Source organism: Streptomyces sp. NPDC107521 (genome assembly GCF_055598485.1).
The window spans coordinates 63,679-79,944 of sequence record NZ_JBVKAT010000011.1 but is presented as its reverse complement, the minus strand read 5'-3'; the positions used below and the strand labels follow the sequence as shown (position 1 = coordinate 79,944).

14 protein-coding genes and 1 pseudogene are annotated in these 16,266 nt (G+C 75.8%); 11 read left to right on the top strand and 4 right to left on the bottom strand.

From position 1 onward, the window contains the following. The first annotated feature begins 59 nt into the window (after window positions 1-59). Window positions 60-368, top strand: coding sequence for a hypothetical protein (locus ACZ7LB_RS18245; protein ID WP_471469335.1), 309 nt, complete (start codon window positions 60-62; stop codon window positions 366-368). 49 nt (window positions 369-417) lie between these two features. Here ACZ7LB_RS18245 and tatA read toward each other — a convergent pair whose 3' ends face one another. Next, on the bottom strand, window positions 418-669 hold the full coding sequence (gene tatA / locus ACZ7LB_RS18240) for a Sec-independent protein translocase subunit TatA (protein ID WP_471469333.1): 252 nt from the start codon (window positions 667-669) through the stop codon (window positions 418-420). 161 nt (window positions 670-830) lie between these two features. On the opposite strand from tatA, the gene ACZ7LB_RS18235 reads away from it, so the two are divergent. Continuing rightward, complete coding sequence (locus ACZ7LB_RS18235; protein ID WP_471469332.1) at window positions 831-2,426, top strand: LCP family protein; 1,596 nt, start codon at window positions 831-833, stop codon at window positions 2,424-2,426. A gap of 211 nt (window positions 2,427-2,637) precedes the next feature. Here ACZ7LB_RS18235 and mgtA read toward each other — a convergent pair whose 3' ends face one another. The 3 genes and pseudogenes from mgtA to ACZ7LB_RS18220 all read right to left on the bottom strand — a co-directional run bounded on the left by mgtA (window position 2,638) and on the right by ACZ7LB_RS18220 (window position 6,527). Beyond that, window positions 2,638-5,274, bottom strand: a complete 2,637-nt coding sequence (gene mgtA / locus ACZ7LB_RS18230) for a magnesium-translocating P-type ATPase (protein ID WP_471469330.1) — start codon at window positions 5,272-5,274, stop codon at window positions 2,638-2,640. Next, complete coding sequence (locus tag ACZ7LB_RS18225; RefSeq protein ID WP_471469328.1) at window positions 5,267-5,644, bottom strand: ArsR/SmtB family transcription factor; 378 nt, start codon at window positions 5,642-5,644, stop codon at window positions 5,267-5,269. The genes mgtA and ACZ7LB_RS18225 overlap by 8 nt, the downstream gene beginning before the upstream one ends. Window positions 5,645-6,038: 394 nt before the next feature. Then, window positions 6,039-6,527: pseudogene (locus ACZ7LB_RS18220) on the bottom strand (GNAT family N-acetyltransferase). Window positions 6,528-6,909: 382 nt separating this feature from the next. On the opposite strand from ACZ7LB_RS18220, the gene ACZ7LB_RS18215 reads away from it, so the two are divergent. From ACZ7LB_RS18215 to ACZ7LB_RS18175, 9 genes are all read left to right on the top strand, one after another. Beyond that, window positions 6,910-7,422 (top strand): hypothetical protein, encoded by a 513-nt coding sequence (locus tag ACZ7LB_RS18215; RefSeq protein ID WP_471469326.1) that lies wholly within the window; start codon window positions 6,910-6,912, stop codon window positions 7,420-7,422. A 261-nt stretch (window positions 7,423-7,683) separates the two neighbouring features. After that, window positions 7,684-9,243: an MFS transporter gene (locus ACZ7LB_RS18210; RefSeq protein ID WP_471469324.1), complete on the top strand. Its 1,560-nt coding sequence runs from the start codon at window positions 7,684-7,686 to the stop codon at window positions 9,241-9,243. A gap of 12 nt (window positions 9,244-9,255) precedes the next feature. Then, window positions 9,256-9,633: a hypothetical protein gene (locus tag ACZ7LB_RS18205; protein WP_471469322.1), complete on the top strand. Its 378-nt coding sequence runs from the start codon at window positions 9,256-9,258 to the stop codon at window positions 9,631-9,633. Window positions 9,634-10,521: 888 nt separating this feature from the next. Beyond that, window positions 10,522-11,646: an LLM class flavin-dependent oxidoreductase gene (locus ACZ7LB_RS18200; RefSeq protein WP_471469320.1), complete on the top strand. Its 1,125-nt coding sequence runs from the start codon at window positions 10,522-10,524 to the stop codon at window positions 11,644-11,646. Then, the gene (locus ACZ7LB_RS18195) at window positions 11,643-12,242 is read left to right on the top strand and encodes a GNAT family N-acetyltransferase (protein WP_471469318.1); all 600 of its coding nucleotides are present in this window, start codon (window positions 11,643-11,645) and stop codon (window positions 12,240-12,242) included. Before ACZ7LB_RS18200 ends, ACZ7LB_RS18195 begins: the two co-directional genes overlap by 4 nt. After that, the gene (locus ACZ7LB_RS18190; protein WP_471469316.1) at window positions 12,226-13,242 is read left to right on the top strand and encodes an amino acid ABC transporter permease; all 1,017 of its coding nucleotides are present in this window, start codon (window positions 12,226-12,228) and stop codon (window positions 13,240-13,242) included. The genes ACZ7LB_RS18195 and ACZ7LB_RS18190 overlap by 17 nt, the downstream gene beginning before the upstream one ends. Next, window positions 13,235-13,999: an amino acid ABC transporter ATP-binding protein gene (locus tag ACZ7LB_RS18185; RefSeq protein WP_471469314.1), complete on the top strand. Its 765-nt coding sequence runs from the start codon at window positions 13,235-13,237 to the stop codon at window positions 13,997-13,999. The genes ACZ7LB_RS18190 and ACZ7LB_RS18185 overlap by 8 nt, the downstream gene beginning before the upstream one ends. A 52-nt stretch (window positions 14,000-14,051) precedes the next feature. Continuing rightward, window positions 14,052-15,035 carry an ABC transporter substrate-binding protein gene (locus ACZ7LB_RS18180; protein ID WP_471469312.1) on the top strand — a complete coding sequence of 328 codons (984 nt, stop codon included), beginning with the start codon at window positions 14,052-14,054 and terminating at the stop codon, window positions 15,033-15,035. Between the two features lie 391 nt (window positions 15,036-15,426). Then, window positions 15,427-16,266: peptidoglycan DD-metalloendopeptidase family protein (locus tag ACZ7LB_RS18175; protein WP_471469310.1), on the top strand; the 840-nt coding region annotated here is incomplete at its 3' end.

Below are 16,266 nucleotides of genomic sequence, written 5' to 3'. Positions count from 1 at the left end.
ACCCGAGGGATTCTCCCCGGGGCGCGCCCACACACTTGCGCAACCTTTAAACTGTCGCCATGACGACGACGCCCGACGCCATCACCCCCGCGGCACCCCCCACGGCCGCCGACACCGCATCCGCCACCATCACGTCCGGCATCGCGCCCCCCACCGCCCTCCGGGAGGCCGCCGTACTGGACGGCGGCCCCGCCCACGGGGCGCGCACAACCGTCACCGGGCGCCCCCGCGTGCTCCAGGTGACCGCCCCCTGTCGCGCCGAGGGGGCCCCGGAGGGCGTGCGCGTGGAGGCGACGTACGTCTACCGCCTCGACCCGTGCGCGACCGGGGAGCCGCTGCGCTACGGCTTCGACCTCGCCAGCCCCTGACCGGCCAACGGCGGGGGCGGAACCCCGCGCGACCGGGGGCCGGACGGTCTCAGCGGGCCGCCCCGCCCCCGGTGCCGCCACTCCCCCCGGCACCCTCGACGGGCCCGGCACCGCCCGCTTCCGGGGCGGACGCCGGACGGTCGGCGCCCTCCTCCCGCATCGCCTTGGCCTCGCTCTTGAGGATGCGCATCGACCTGCCCACCCCCCTGGCGGCCTCCGGCAGCTTCTTCGAGCCGAACAGCACGAGGATCACGATCGCCACGATCAGCAGGTGCCAGGGTTCCAGCGCGTTGCGGAGCATTCCGCCGCCCTTCTCTCGCCGGGCGGCGGCGCGCGCCGGGACCGGCCCCGCACCCGTCGCCCCCCGGACTCCATCCTTGCTATATTGCGCAACTGTACAACCATGGGGCGGGTGTGCGTCAGCCTTCCCCTCCCGTGGGCCGGACGGACGAAGGCGCGCGGATGACCAGCACCAGCGACCAGGCCACCCCCGCCCGCCACCGTCGGCGCCGGAGCGGGCCGACCCGCCGTGAGCGGACGCGCGGCAGGCGTTCCGCCCCGCGCCGCACCCGCCGCCGGATACGGGCGGCACTGGTCGTCGTCCTGTCCCTGGTGGTGCTCGGCACGGCCGGGGCCGGCTGGCTCTACCTGAGGCTGAACGGCGCCATCGACACCTTCGACGCCAAGGGCCTGTCCCGGAGCCGCCCCCAGGCCGCCTCCCGGGGCGAGAACATCCTGGTCATCGGCTCCGACGCGCGCACCGGCGGCAACAGCGCGCTCGGCGGCGGCGACCAGGGCGACGTCGGCCGGTCCGACACCGCCTTCCTGCTGCACGTCTACGCCGGTCGTGAGCGCGCCGTGGCCGTGTCCATCCCCCGGGACACCCTGGTGACCGTCCCCCCGTGCCTGCTGCCCGACGGCACCTGGACCGACCCCAGCCCGGACACCATGTTCAACGCGGCGTTCTCCGTGGGCGGGTCGGAGAAGGGCAATCCGGCCTGCACCGTGAACACCGTCGAGCACCTCACCGGCCTGCGCGTCGACCACACCGTCGTCGTCGACTTCACCGGCTTCGCGGCCCTGACCGGCGCGGTCGGCGGGGTCACCGTGTGCCTGCCGAACGACGTGTACGAGGGGGACCTCAACCCGCACCGGGCCGACCGGGGGCGGCTGCTGTTCCCGGAGGGCGAGCAGACCGTCTCGGGGCAGCGGGCGCTGGACTACGTGCGCATCCGGCACGGCATCGGCGACGGCTCCGACATCGGCCGCATCAAGCGCCAGCAGGCGTTCGTCGCCGCCCTGCTCAAGAAGGTGCGCGCCGACGGTCTGACGCCGGGCAGGCTGCTGCCGCTCGCGGAGGCGGCGACGGAGTCGCTCAGCGTCGACCCCGGCCTGGGCTCGGCGGACAAGCTGCTCTCCTTCGCCCTGTCGCTGAGGAACATCGACCTGGGCAACACCACGTTCGTCACGATCCCCTGGCGCTACGCCGGTTCCCGCGTCGCCGTCGTCGAACCGGACGCCTCCCGGCTGTGGGCCGCGCTCAGGGCCGACCGGCCCCTGAACGCGGGGGACGCCGGGAAGGGCGCGGCGCCGTCGGCCACTCCCGGGCCCGGCGCGAGCACCCCGGGCGAGAGCGTCGCGGTGGGCGTCCGCAACGGCACCACCCGGCCGGGACTGGCGTCGGAGGCCGCGGCGTTCCTCACCGGGCGGGGCTTCACCGTCACCGGCGTCGGCGACGCCGAACGCCAGGACCACGCGGCCACGGTCGTGCGGCACGGTCCGGGGCTGCGGGAGCGGGCGGAGGCGGTCGCCGCGCTGTTCCCCGGGGCCGAGCTGGAATCCGTCCCGGAGGCGGTCGTCACCCTCGTCCTCGGACAGTCCTACACACCCCCGGACGACCCGGGCGGGGCGTCACCGGCCCCGGATCAGGACACCGCTCCCGGCCACGCCGGGGGCCGGGACCAGGACCCGGTGGCCGTTCCGTCCTCGGTGACGGCGGACGCGCGGTCGGGGGACGCCTCCCCGTGCTCCGACCTGACCTACGGCACCGGCGGGTAAGCGGGGCCGGTGCACCGGCGGGGGCGGCCCCGGGCCGTGCGGAGCACGGCGGTGCTGCCGGGCGCCCCGGCCGGTCTCCGCCCGTGACCGGGCCGGGCGGCGCCGGGGTTCCCCGGCTCCCGGGCACACTCCCGGCGCACCACGGCCGCGCCGCCCTCCGTCCGCCGTCCGCCTCCCGCTGTCCGCCGCCTCCCGCCCGGCCGGCCCCGGCCTACGCGCGCGTCCCGCCCGGGGCACGGCGGCGTTCGTAGCGCATCCGGGCGGCCAGCAGTCCGGCGGCGTAGAGCACCAGGACCGCGCCGAGCAGCAGGTAGTACTGGACGGGCAGCGCGGTCAGCCCGAGGACCGGGCCGAGCGGTGAGGGCGGCAGGGCCAGGCCGATCGCGGCCAGGGCGCCCGCCGCCCAGGCCACCGGGCCGGGGCGGTGGCCCCGGGTGGTACGGGCGCCGAGCCGCAGGATCAGCATGACCAGGGCCTGGGTGAGCAGGTTCTCCGTGAACCACCCGGAGTGGAAGACCGCCTCGTCGTCGCCCGTCCCGGGGCCGTACAGGGAGAGGGCGAGGACGCCGAAGGTGGCGAGGTCGGCGACGGCGTTGAGCAGCCCGAAGCGGGTGATGAAGCCGAGCAGCGCGCGGGGGCGCAGATCGGCCGGGCGGCGCAGCACGGAGGGGTGCGGGCGGTCGAAGGCGAAGGCGAGCTGGGCCGCGTCGAAGCAGAGGTTCTGGGCGAGCACCTGGACCGGGAGCATCGGCAGGAAGGGCAGCAGGAGCCCGGCGCAGAGCATCGCGAGGACGTTGCCCAGGTTCGAGGACAGGGTGACCCGCAGGTAGGAGACGATGTTGCCGCCCGCGTGCCGGCCCGCCCCGATGGCGTGCGTGATCGCGGTGAGGTCCTTGTCGGCGAGCACCACGTCGGCGCCCTCCCGGGCCACGTCGGTGGCGGCGCGCGGGGCGATGCCGACGTCGGCGGCGCGCAGGGCGGGCAGGTCGTTGACGCCGTCGCCGAGGAAGCCGACGGTGTGCCCGCCGTCGCGCAGGGCGGCGGTGACCCGGGCCTTGTGCTCGGGGGTGCAGCGGGCGAAGACGGTGGTCCGGTGGACGAGGGCGGCCAGTCCGGCGTCGGGGACGGCGTCGATGCGGTCGGCGGTGAGGACGCCGTCGTCGGGGACGGGGATGCCGAGGTCGGCGCAGGCGCGCAGGGCGGTGCCCGGGTGGTCGCCGGTGAGGACCTTGACGGCGACGCCCCGGTCGGCGAGGACGCCCAGGGCCTCGGCGGCGGTGGGGGCGAGTGCGTCGCGCAGGGTGATCAGCCCGCGCGGGGTCAGTCCGCGGACGTCGGCGGGAAGGGGGCCGCCGCCGCGGCCGGGGCGCTCGGCGGTGGCGACCGCGAGGACCCGCAGCCCGGCGGCGGCGTGTCCGGCGGCGGCGGCCCGCAGCCGCTCCCGTTCGCCGTCGTCGGGCGCGCAGCGGTCCAGCACCTCCTCGACGGCGCCCTTGACGACCAGGGTGTGGGTGCCGAGGCGGCCGGGGGTGCTCAGCACGGCGGTGGACAGGCGGCGCGCCGGGTCGAAGGGGAGGGCGGCGATCCCGTCGTGGGTCCGGAGGGCGTCGGGGCCGGCGGCGGCCAGGAGCGCCTCGTCCAGCGCGTCCGGCGCGGGCAGGTCGGCGAGCTGGAGGGTCCACCAGGCGTTGGCGGCGGCCCAACGCAGCACCTCCGGGTCGTCGTGGCCGTCGGTGTCCAGGGCCCGTTCGACGACCGGACGGTCCTGGGTGAGGGTGCCGGTCTTGTCCACGCACAGGACGTCGACGGCGCCGAGGTCGTGCAGGGCGGGCAGCCGCTTGACGATCACGCCGTGGGCGCGCGCGAGCAGGGCGGCGCCCCGGGCGAGGCAGCCGGTGACGATGACCGGCAGCATCTCGGGGGTCAGCCCGACGGCCACGGCGACGGCGAACGGCAGCGTCTCCAGCCCCCGGCCGCGCAGGGCGGCGTTGGCCATCAGCACCAGCGGGGGTGTGAGCAGCATGAACCGGATGAGGATCCAGGCGATGCCGTGCACGGAGCGGTCGAAGGCGCTCGCCTCCCGGTGCCCCCCGGCACGCGCGAGGGCCGCGGCGAACCGGGCCCGCGCCCCGGTGGCGACGACGACCGCGGTGGCGCTGCCGGAGGCGACGCTGCTGCCCTGGAAACAGAGCTCCGGCCGGTCGGACACGCTCCCCTCGGCACCGCCGGGCGCGTCGAGGGCGGTCTTGGCGACGGGCGCGGACTCGCCGGTGAGGGCGGCCTGGTGGACGCTGAACCCGGTGGCGCGCAGCAGCCGGACGTCGGCCGGCACCAGGTCGCCCGCGCCGAGGCGGACGACGTCGCCGGGGACGAGTTCGGCCACCGGCACCTCGCGGGCGGCCGGTGCTGCGTCCTCGTCGGCGCGGCGCAGCACGGTGGCGGTGCTGGCGACCAGATCGCGCAGCCCCGCCGTGGACCGGTCTGCGCGGTGCTCGCCGGAGGCGCGCAGGGCGCAGCTCACGGTCACCAGAACGAGGGTGACGAGGGCGGTGCCCCAGGAGGCGACGGCGGCCGAGACCAGGCCGAGGCAGAGCAGGACCGCGGTGAAGGGGTCGCGCAGGCTGCGGGCGAACAGCAGCGGCCAGGAGGCGTCCCGCCGGGAGGGGAGGGTGTTCTCGCCCAGCCGGGCCAGGCGTTCCCCGGCCTCGGCCCGGGTCAGGCCGCGTGGACCGGTCTCCAGCCCGCGCAGCACCTCCAGCACGGTGGGGGCCCCGGCGCCGGGCGGTGCCTGCCGCCCGCCCGGGAGCGTCCCGGTGGCCTGGTCCGGGACCGGGGTGCCCTCAGGCACCGGTCCCGCGCAGCCGCCGCACGGGGGCGGCGGTCCGCCGGTCGTGGGCGGCGAGGCCGCGGGCGGTGAGCTGCCCGACCATCACCCGGACCACGGTCACGACGTCGGGGTCGTCGACGTAGTAGACCTGCCGGCGGCCCTCGCGGCGGGCGCGGACGAGTCCGGCGAGCTTCAGCTTGGCGAGGTGCTGGCTGACCGCGGGCAGGGCGCCGCCGACCCGGTCGGCGAGATGGGTGACGTCGCTCTCGCCCTGGGCGAGGGCCCACATGATGTGCAGCCGGGCCGAGGAGGCGAGCAGGCCGAAGGCCGCCGCCGCCTCTTCCAGTACCTCCGCGGGCGGGTCCTCCAAGCCACCAGAGTCTGCCGCCACGCTTGTCTCCCGTCCCACCCTGCTCACCTCTGCCGCTGTGCGCGGCCCAGTGTAGGCGGTGCCCCGCGGAACGCCGGGCGGACGGGAGCGGAGGTGAGGCGCGGGGAGCGGACGGGCGGGGCCGACCCGGGGCTCCGCCCGTCCGCTCCCCGGGCCGCTGGGCGCCGGCCCTCCCGGAGTCCGGGGTGTTCCTCACGGCTCCCCCGGCACCCCCGGTACCCCTCGTTCCCCCGGCTCCCGGTGGTCCCGGTGGTCCCGGAGACCACGTCCCCGTTCCGGAGCCCGAGCGGTCCGGTGCCCCGGCAGGCCGGCGCTCCGGCAGGCCGGCAGTCCGGTGCGGCGACCGTCGCCGGACCGGCGGTCGCCCCCGTCGTCCGGTCCGGTGGCCCCGTGACTACGGCTGCGGAAGGCCGCGGTGGTACGTGAGACCCGGGCGGCCGGAGAGCCGGGTCCCGCCGGTGACGGTGAACCCCGCGCGGGCCGGTACGGCCCGGGACGCCGCGTTGTCGAGCGTGGTGGCGGCGCGCAGGGCGGTCAGCCCGTAGTCGTCGCCCGCGAGGCGGCACACGTCCCGAACGGCCGCCGTGGCGAGCCCCCGGCCCGCCGCCCGCTCGGCGATCCGGTACCCGAGTTCGGCGCCGCCGTCCGCCACGTCCACCAGGTTGACCCGGCCCAGGACCTCGCCCGTGGTGTCGACCAGCACGTGGAATCAGCAGACCCCGGCCTCCTGCCCGGCCGGCAGGTCACCGAGCAGCTCGTCGAACCGGGCGAAGTACTCCTCGCCCCGGTCGGGGACGGACGCCGCGAAGTAGGTCCGGTTCTCGCGCTCGAAGGCGAGGACGGCGGGGGCGTGGTCCGGACGGAGGAGTCGTAGCTCGGGCATGGGGCGGAAGGTATGCGGCCGGGCCGCCCTCCCGCCGGGCGGTATCGGCCGGAGCCCCTCCCCGGGCCGTCCCGGCGTCGGCGCCGACGGGCCGTCCCGCGGCCGGACGGCCCGCTCCCGGCCGGCCCGGGCGCCGGTTCGGCCCGGTCCCCGCCGACCCCGCGGCACACCGCCCCGGGCGCCCGACACCTCGGCCCGGAAAGGGAGTTGACCGGAACCGGCGGTACCCGGACCTCTCCGCCCGCTCCCGGCGCCCGCGGCAGCCGCCGGAGGGCCCGGTCCGCGCGGGCGCCGGGGCGGGACCGGCCGACCTCCCTCCTCCGCGCGGGCGGGCCGTGGCTAGGCTGCACGGACATGTGATCGGGAACGGGTGGTGGGGGCCATGGGCGGAACGGACGGCGACAGGCGTCTTCGGCGGGCGGAACTGGGCAGGGCGGCGGTCACGGTGGCCGCCGCGGAGGTGGCGGTCGTCGGCGCGTGCCTCCAGGCGTCCCTGCCCTGGTGGGCAGTGGTGGGCGCGGCCCTGGTGGTGGCCGGTCCCGCCGGCTGGACGGGGCTGAGGATCGGCCGTCGCGCGGGGGTGCGCGCCCGGTCCCTGGAGCAGGGCGAGACGGTCCTCGGTACGTACACGGTCCGGCCGCCGTACACCGAGCACACCCCGCCCGCCGCCCACGAGGGCCCGCGGTACCAGTTGATGGCGACCAGCCTCGGCCTGAGGATGTGGGAGCGCTCCGTCCTGCTGTGGTGGCACCCCTGGCCGGAACTGCGCGTCCTCACCGACGGCCCGCGCCTGCGCGTCCACCACGGCGGTGAGGAGATCGCGGCCATGCTGCTGGAGCCGCCGACAGCGGCTCGGGAGATACGGCTCATCGCCGAGCGGCGCACGACGCGCTGAGCACGGGCGGCGGCCCCGGCCTTGGTTCCGGCCTCGGCGTCGGGCTGGCCCCGGCCTCGGCTCCGGCAGGTCGGGATGTGCGCTGTCCCTCCCGCCACCGGCCCGTCGTCCCCGTCCCCTCACGGGCGGCCTCCCGCGCGCCCGGCGCCGCCGTCCCGGACCCCGTCGGCCCTGCCTCTGGCGGGCGATCTTCGGGGCGCCGGGCGGGGCACCGGCGCGTTCCTCCCGCTCACGCGCGGCGGGCGGCGGCAAGCTGGGCACGTGAACGGAACGGAAGACGGCTCCGAGGGTCTGCGGCTGGCCTCGGCGCGCGGTCGCTGGGTGCTGGCCTGTGTCGTGCTCGCGTCCGGAATGGCCATGCTCGACGGGACGGTCGTCAACGTGGCCCTCCCCCGGATGGGCCGCGATCTGGGGGCGTCGCTGTCCGTGCTCCAGTGGGTCGTCAACGCCTACATGCTGACGCTCTCCTCGCTGATCCTCTGGGGCGGCGCGCTCGGCGACCGGCTGGGCCGGCGGCGGACACTGGTGCTGGGGGCCGCCTGGTTCGCCGGGGCCTCGGCGCTGTGCGGTCTCGCGCCCGACGAGTACGTCCTCATCGCCGCCCGCGCGCTGCAGGGCGTGGGCGGCGCGCTGCTCACCCCGGGCTCGCTGGCACTGGTGCGGGCCTCCTTCCACCCCGACGACCAGTCGCGCGCGGTGGGGGCCTGGTCCGGTCTGACCGGGGTGGCGGGCGCGCTGGGCCCGTTCCTCGGTGGCTGGCTGATCGACGGCCCGGGGTGGCGGTGGATCTTCCTGATCAACGTGCCGATCGCGGTGGCCGTCGTGGCCACCGCCCTCGTCTTCGTCCCGGAGAGCCGTGATCCCTCGGCCGCCGGGCGTCCGTTCGACACGCTCGGCGCGTGTCTGGCGGCGGTGGCGCTCGGCGGTGTGAGCTACGCGCTGATCAGCGCCTCGCCGGGCGGTTCCGCGGTGCGGGTCGCCGTACCGGCGGTGGTCGCCGTGGCCGCGGGGGCGGCGTTCCTGACCGTGGAGCGCCGGTCGGCGAACCCGATGATGCCGTTGTCGCTCTTCTCCTCACGGCTGTTCTCGGCCACCAACGGCATGACGCTGTACCTGTACGCGGCCATCGGCGGCATCCTGTTCCTGCTGCCCGTCCAGCTCCAGATCGCGCTCGGGTACGACGCGCTGCAGGCCGGGCTGGCCACCCTGCCGATCACCCTGCTGATGCTGCTGCTCTCCGCCCGCGCGGGCGCCCTGGCCAAGCGGGTGGGCCCGGCGCCTCCCCTGATCGCGGGGCCCCTGGTGGCCGCGGGCGGCGCGCTGCTCCTGCTGCGCGTCGGACCGCACTCCGCGTACCTCCCGGACATCCTCCCGCCGGTCCTGGTGATGGGCCTGGGCATGAGCCTGTTCGTCGCGCCGCTGACGGCGACCGTACTGGCCTCGGTCGACTCCGGGCACGCGGGACTGGCGAGCGGGGTCAACAACACCGCGGCACGCGTGGCCCAGCTCCTGATCGTGGCCGCGCTGCCGTTGCTGGTGGGGCTGTCGGGGGACGCGTACACCTCCGGCGCCGCGGTCGACCGGTCCTTCCACCGGGCCGCCGTCGTCACCGCCGTCCTGTTCCTCGCCGCCTCGGTGACGGCGGTGGTGTTCGTCCGTCCCCGGCGCGTCCGCCGCCGCGTGGTGGAGGCCCCGAGCCCGCTGTGCCGTTCCCATCTCTCCCTGAACTGCCCGCCGCTGGAGCCCGGCCCCGGGGAGGCCGCGTCGCGGGAGGGGGACGCCGGCGACGGCACCGGGGCCCGGGGGGTGGCGCGGCCATGAGATCGTCGTGCCGTGGACGAGACGTGGGTGGTCCGGGACGACGGCGATGGCCCCGTGGCCCCGGAGAAGGTGCGGGAGGTCCTGCGGGCGCGGATCGGCGGGGAGCGGCTGGAGACCTGGCTGACCGCTTCGTCGGGGCGTTCGCTGGCCTTCGTGACCAACGGTGAGCGGGCCGTGGTGATGCTGCTCGCCGGGGAGGGCGATCCCGGCGAGCACGCCGTGGACCCGGGTGCCGGTGGCTGGAGCGACGGGTTCGTCCTCGCGAACGGGCAGGACGACGAGTACCCGGACGAGGACACCGTGCCGCTCGACGAGGCGTACGGGATCGTGGAGCACCTCGTCCGTACGGGCCACTGGCCGGCGGACGCCCGCTGGGTGTCGGATCGCTGAGCCGACCGCCACGGGGCGGGGCCGGCCGCGCGGCGGTCCCCGGCGGCCGGTCCGGCGCGACGGGCACGCGGGGCGCGGATGCCACGGGCACGCGTCCGGGCCCGTCATCCCCGGTCAGTCGGACGAGGCGGGCCGGTGGACGGTGCGGCCGGGGGCCGGTCGCTCGGGCGGACTTCGACAGGAGTCGAGCCACTTACCCTGGAGGGCGTGCACGCCATCCCGGGTGTCCTGGAGGCCCCGGACCCGCCGCGGCGCGCACCGCCGGTTCGCGCCGCCCGCCCGCACCGCCGACCCGGACCGCCGGTGCGCGCCGCAGCGGGTCGCGGGCCGCTCCACGCGCCCCGGAGCCGCCCGTACGGCCGTCGCGCTCCGGGTCTCACACGTGTCAACCGCCCCTGATGTGAACAGGGTTGGTCCGTCATGCGATCCCCGGTTGACGAGCGGCCGGATCTCCTGCTCAATTGACCGCATGAATGCCGAGCAGCACCTGGTCACCCGTGACCACATCGACTTCGGTCGCGTGTGGTCCGCCTCGTGTTGCCGCTGAACCGGCAGCGGGCCGCCTGACCGGCCCGCCCCTCCCTCGGCGTCCGGGCCCCGAGCCCGCACCCGCCCTCCCGGCTCCGCACAGCCCCCGCCGACCTCCGCGGTCGCAGCGCGGGGCGGAGGCCCTGAGCCCGGACGCGCGGCGCGGCACCTCTGAACTCCGGTGTTCCGCCGTTCAGTTGAGGACACCCCGCCGCACCCGCACCCCCGCATCCCCGCACCCGGGACCCGTCGTTCCCCGGGACGCCGGGCCGCTTCCCCGTTCCGCCACCGTTCCGCCACCGTGCCGTCCGCCCGCCCGTCCGGGCACGGCTCCCATGACCTCACGAAGGGCCAACTCCCGTGCCAGTGGAATTCCTGGGCATCGCCGCCACCCACGACGGCTCCGAGACCACCCCGCGCTCCGGCGCCGCCTTCGACAAGGAGTACACGCTGCGGCTGGCCCGGGCGCACGAGGACCACGGGTGGGACCGGGTGCTGTTCGCCTACGGTTCCGGTTCGCCCGATCCCGCCCAGGCCGCCGCGTTCGTCGCCGGACGGCTGGACCGGCTCCAACTCCTGCTCGCCCACCGCCCGAACGTCTCCCACCCGACCTTCGCCGCGAAGACCTTCGCCACCCTCGACCGGATCAGCGACGGCCGGCTGACGGTGCACTTCATCACCGGCGGCAACGACCACGAGCAGGGCCGCGAGGGCGACACCCTCGGCAAGGACGCGCGCTACTCCCGCACCCTGGAGTACATCCGGATCGTGAAGCGGATCTGGACCAGCACCGAACCCTTCGACCACGAGGGCGAGCACTACCGCTTCCACGACTTCGTCAGCGATGTGCGCCCCGCCCAACAGCCGCGCCCGAAGGTGTCGTTCGGCGGCTCCTCACCGGCCGCCCACGCCGCCGGGGCGGCCGAGGCGGACATCTACTGCCTGTGGGGGGAGCCGCTGGAGCGGACCGCCGAGCAGATCGGGCGGGTGCGGGCCGCCGCCAAGGAGGCGGGACGCACCGATGTGCCGCGCATCCAGGTGGCGTTCCGCCCGATCATCGCCCCCACCGAGGAACTGGCCTGGGAGAAGGCCCACCGCACGCTCGGCGCCATCCGGAGGCGGCGCGAGGCCCTGCCGGCACGCAGCCGCGGCGGCGCCCCCGAGAACACCGGTTCACGACGGCTGGTCGCCATCGCGGAAGCGGGCGAGCGCTACGACCGCGCCCTGTGGACCCCGACCGCCGCCGCCACCGGCGGCGCCGGCAACTCCAACGCCCTGGTCGGCACCCCGGAGACGGTCGCGCAGGCCCTGCTGGACTACTACGACCTCGGCGTCGACATCCTCTCCGCCCGGGGCTACGACCTGCTGGACGACGCCGTCGACTTCGGCCGGCACGTGATCCCCCTGGTGCGCGAGGAGGTCGCCAGGCGCGACGCCGAGCGAGCGGCCCGGGCGGCGCACACCCCCGCGGCGGTGGGCCGGTGACCCCGGTGGCGCGGCCGCCGTCCCCGACGGCCGGGCCGGAGGTCGTCCATGTGCCGGTCTCCGACCCGAGGGTCGGGCCCCTGCTGCGGGAACTCGGCCGCGAGTACACCGAGCGGTACGGCCCCCAGGCCCGCGCCGAGATCGCCCGCTACCCCGACGAGGAGTTCACCCCGGCGTACGGAGGGCTGCTGCTCCTGCTGCTGGAGGACGGCGAGCCGGTGGCGGGCGGGGCCTTCCGCCGCTACGACGCGACCACGGCCGAACTGAAGCGGATCTGGACGCACTCGGCCCACCGGCGGCGCGGACTGGCCCGCCACGTGGTGGCCGCGCTGGAACGGGAGGCGGCCGCGCGCGGCTACCGGCGGATCTACCTGACCACCGGGCCCCGTCAGCCCGAGGCCCGGGGACTGTACCTGGCCACGGGCTACACCCCGCTGTTCGACACGGAGGCCGCGCCGGGGACCGTCGACCCGGTCCCCTTCGAGAAGCACCTGCCGGCGGATCCCGGAGCGGCGCCCGGCCGGCCCGCGCGGGACCGGTTCACCCATGTACGTGCCAGAGACGAGCAGGAACGACACGATGACCTCCACCGCTGACGCCGCACCACCGGGCGCCCTCACCAACGCCGCCGACCCGCCCCCCGCGAAGGACCCGGACGTCCTCGGGGCCGTCCCCGTCCGCCACTACGCCCGCTGGGCGGCGGCCGTCGCCGTGGCCGTACTGGCCGCCCAGTTCGTCCACGGGCTGGTCACCAACCCCGTCTGGGAATGGGGCGTCTTCCGCGACTACGTCCTGTCGGAGACGATCGTCCAGGCGGTCTGGGTGACCCTCCAGCTCACCGCGTACGCCACGGTGCTGGGCTTCCTGCTGGGGACCGTGCTGGCGTTCATGCGGCTGTCGCGCAGTCCGGTGCTGCGGACCGTCGCCCGGGCCTACATCTGGATCTTCCGGTCCATCCCGATGATCGTCCAGTTGGTGTTCTGGTTCAATCTGAGCGCGCTGTACCGGGAGCTGGGGGTCGGCGTGCCCTTCGGGCCGGTGTTCTGGTCCGTCGACAGCAACAGCCTGATCGGCACCATCGGGGCCGCCGTGATCGGCCTGACCCTCCATCAGGCCGCCTACGCCGCCGAGATCGTCCGGGGCGGTGTGCTCTCCGTCGACCCCGGGCAGCTGGAGGCCGCGGCGGCGCTGGGGGTCCCCCGGCTGCGGCAGATCCGCCGGATCGTGCTGCCCCAGGCCATGCGGGCGATCCTGCCCACGGCGGGCAACGAGATCATCGGCCTGCTCAAGGGCACCTCGGTGGTCTACGTGATGTCCATCGGCGAGCTGTTCTACCAGGTGCAGGTGATCTACGGCCGCAACGGGCGGGTGGTACCGCTGCTGCTGGTCGCCACCGCCTGGTACGTGGTGCTGACCTCGCTGCTGTCGGTCGCCCAGTACTACGTGGAGCGCCGCTACGCGCGGGGCACCGACCGCACCCCGCCGCCCTCCCCCCTGGGACGCGCCCGCGGCCTGGTACGCGGCCCGCGCGCGGCGGCCGTCCGGACCGCCCCGTCCGTGAAGGCCGCCGTCCACCGGGAGGCGTCCGATGGCTGAGGTCATGGTGGAGGTCCGCGACGTCCACAAGAGCTACGGCGCGACGAAGGTGCTGCGGGGCGTCGACCTGACGGTCCGCGCCGGTGAGGTGACCGTCGTCCTCGGCCCGTCCGGGTCGGGCAAGTCCACGCTGCTGCGCACGGTCAACCGCCTGGAGCGGCCGGACAGCGGCTGGGTGGCGGTCGACGGCGAGCTGATCGGGTACCGCCGCGCGGGCGGCCGGCTGTACGAGCTGAGGGAGCGGGACATCCTGAAGCAGCGCACCCACATCGGGTTCGTCTTCCAGGACTTCCACCTCTTCCCGCACCTGACCGTGCTGGACAACCTCGTCGAGGCGCCCGTCTCCGCACTGCGCCGCCGCCGCACCGAGGTGGCGGCGGAGGCCCTCCGGTTGCTGGAGCGGGTCGGCCTCGCCGACCGGGCGGACGCCTATCCGCGCCGGCTCTCGGGCGGCCAGCAGCAGCGGGTGGCCATCGCCCGCGCGCTGGCCCTGCGGCCGAAGGTGCTGCTCTTCGACGAGCCCACCTCGGCGCTCGACCCGGAACTCGTCGGCGAGGTCCTCGACGTCATCAGGGACCTGGCCCGCTCCGGAACCACCATGATCGTCGTGACCCACGAGATCGGCTTCGCCCGCGAGGCCGCCGACACCGTGGTGTTCATGGACGGCGGCACCGTGGTGGAGCAGGGGCCGCCGTCGGACGTCCTGGACCGTCCGCGCCACGAGCGCACCCGCGCCTTCCTCGCCAAGGTCCTCTGACCACCGCCGCCCTCCCCTCCCCGTTCCACCCGCTCACGCAAGGAGAACCACCATGCCCACCCGCCCCGCCCGCCGCACCGCCGCGGTCGCCCTCGGCCTCGCCTCGGCCCTCGTCCTCGCCGCCTGCGGCAACCCCTCCGACGGGGCCACGACCGGGGCGGCGGCCACCGGGGGCGCCGCGGCCCGGGCCAACACGGGCCCCGACCAGAAGCGCGTCACCACGCCCGCGGTCGAGTCCATCGCCGCCGAGGTCCCCGAGGCCATCCGGCGAAGAGGCACCCTGGAGATCGTCAACTCCCCCGGCTCCGCCGGACCGCTCACCTTCTACGCCGACGACAACAAGACCGTGATCGGTGTCGAGACCGACCTCGCGCACCTCGTCGCGGGCGTCCTCGGACTCGAACCGCGCGTCCACCCCGCCTCCTGGGAGAACATGTTCGTCGGCCTGGACAGCGGCAAGTTCGACGTCGGTTTCGGCAACATCACCGTCACCGAGGAGCGCAAGGACAAGTACGACTTCGCCTCCTACCGCGAGGACCACCTCGCCTTCCAGGCGAAGAGGGGCAGCCGTCTGAAGGTCACCGGGCCCGCGGACGTGGCCGGCAGGACGGTCGCGGTGAGCAGCGGCACCAACCAGGAGAAGCTGCTCGTCGAGTGGAGCGAGGAGAACGTGCGGGCCGGGCGCGCTCCGGTGGACATCAAGTACTTCCAGCACGAGAGCGACACCTACCTCGCGCTGCGGTCCGGCCGGATCGACCTGCACCTCGGCCCCTACCCGACCGCCGCCTACCGCGCGGCCACCACGGGCGACACGGAGGTCGTCGGCACGTACTCCGGCGGCGGCGCCACCCTCCAGGGCCTCATCGCGGCCACCACCAAGAAGGACAACGGCCTGGTCAAGGCGCTCGCCGACGCCCTCGACGAGATCATCGGCAACGGCACGTACGCCAAGGTGCTGACGCGCTGGAGCCTGACCGGCGAGTCCGTGGCGAAGTCGGAGATCAACCCGCCGGGCCTGCCCCGGACCAACAAGTAGCGTCCGCCCGGGAGGGAACCGGTGTCCCGGGGGCGGCGCGGTGCCGCCCCCGGAGCCGCCCGTCGCGGCGGGACCCGGCCGGACCGGGGAGACCCGCTTGTAGGCGAGTCGGGTGGGAACGCGTCGGGTCCGGTGGCGGCGGCCGTCCCACCGGGACGGCGGCCTTGCAGGGGTGTGCGGGGTCGGCCAGGATGGCGACGCTCCCGGCCGCCGTTCCGGTTCACCGTCGCGGACCGGCCCCGCTCCCGGCCGAGGCGTCCCCGCGGCACGCCCGCGGACCGGCGTGCCCGTCGGCCCGGCGGTCCGCCGCCGACCGGCCCCGGTCCCGGTCGGCGGGGCGCGGACGGGCGCCGTTCCCGCGCGGTCATGTTCCGGCTCCACGGAGGTGCTCATGCGTCGTCGTACCGCTGCCGCCCTGGCCCTGCTGCTCGCCTGTCCGGGGGCCCTGTTACCGGCCGGGGCCGCGTCCGCCGCCCCGGGCGCCCCGTTCCGGCTGCCCTATCCCGCCGGATCGGCGTACACGATCACCCAGACGCCGGGCAGCGGCTACTCGCACAACGACGCCTACAACCGCCACGCCGTCGACTTCGCGCTCCCCAGCGGCACTCCGGTGGTCGCCTCCGCCGCGGGCACCGTCCGCTTCGAGGGGTGGTCGGCCGGCGGCGGGATCATGGCGCTCATCGACCACGGCGGCAATCGGTGCAGCCAGTACGCGCACCTCGGTTCCACGATCGTCGACGCCGGGAACACGGTGGCGCGCGGGCAGCGGATCGGCACGTCCGGGGCGACCGGCAACGCCACCGGTCCCCATCTGCACTGGAACATCGTGTACTGCGACAGCCAGCTCAGCCGGGAGATCCCCGACTCGGTCGAGACGGGGACCGCCTACCCGACGGGGTACGCGCCGGTGAGCCAGAACAGCGGACAGGTGCTGCGGCCCGACGGCGAGCGGGTGTCCGACTTCAGCGGTGACGGCGCCGCAGACGTCCTGGGCGTCGACGCCTCGGGAAACCTCCTGTACTACCCCAACAACGGCTACCGGCTCTCCCCGCCCACCCGGATCGGCCACGGCTGGAACACCTTCCAGCACGTCATGGCCGCCGACTTCAGCGGCGACGGCGCCGCCGACATCCTCGGCGTCGACGCCTCGGGAAACCTCCTGTACTACCCCAACAACGGCTACCGGCTCTCCCCGCCCACCCGGATCGGCCACGGCTGGAACACCTTCCAG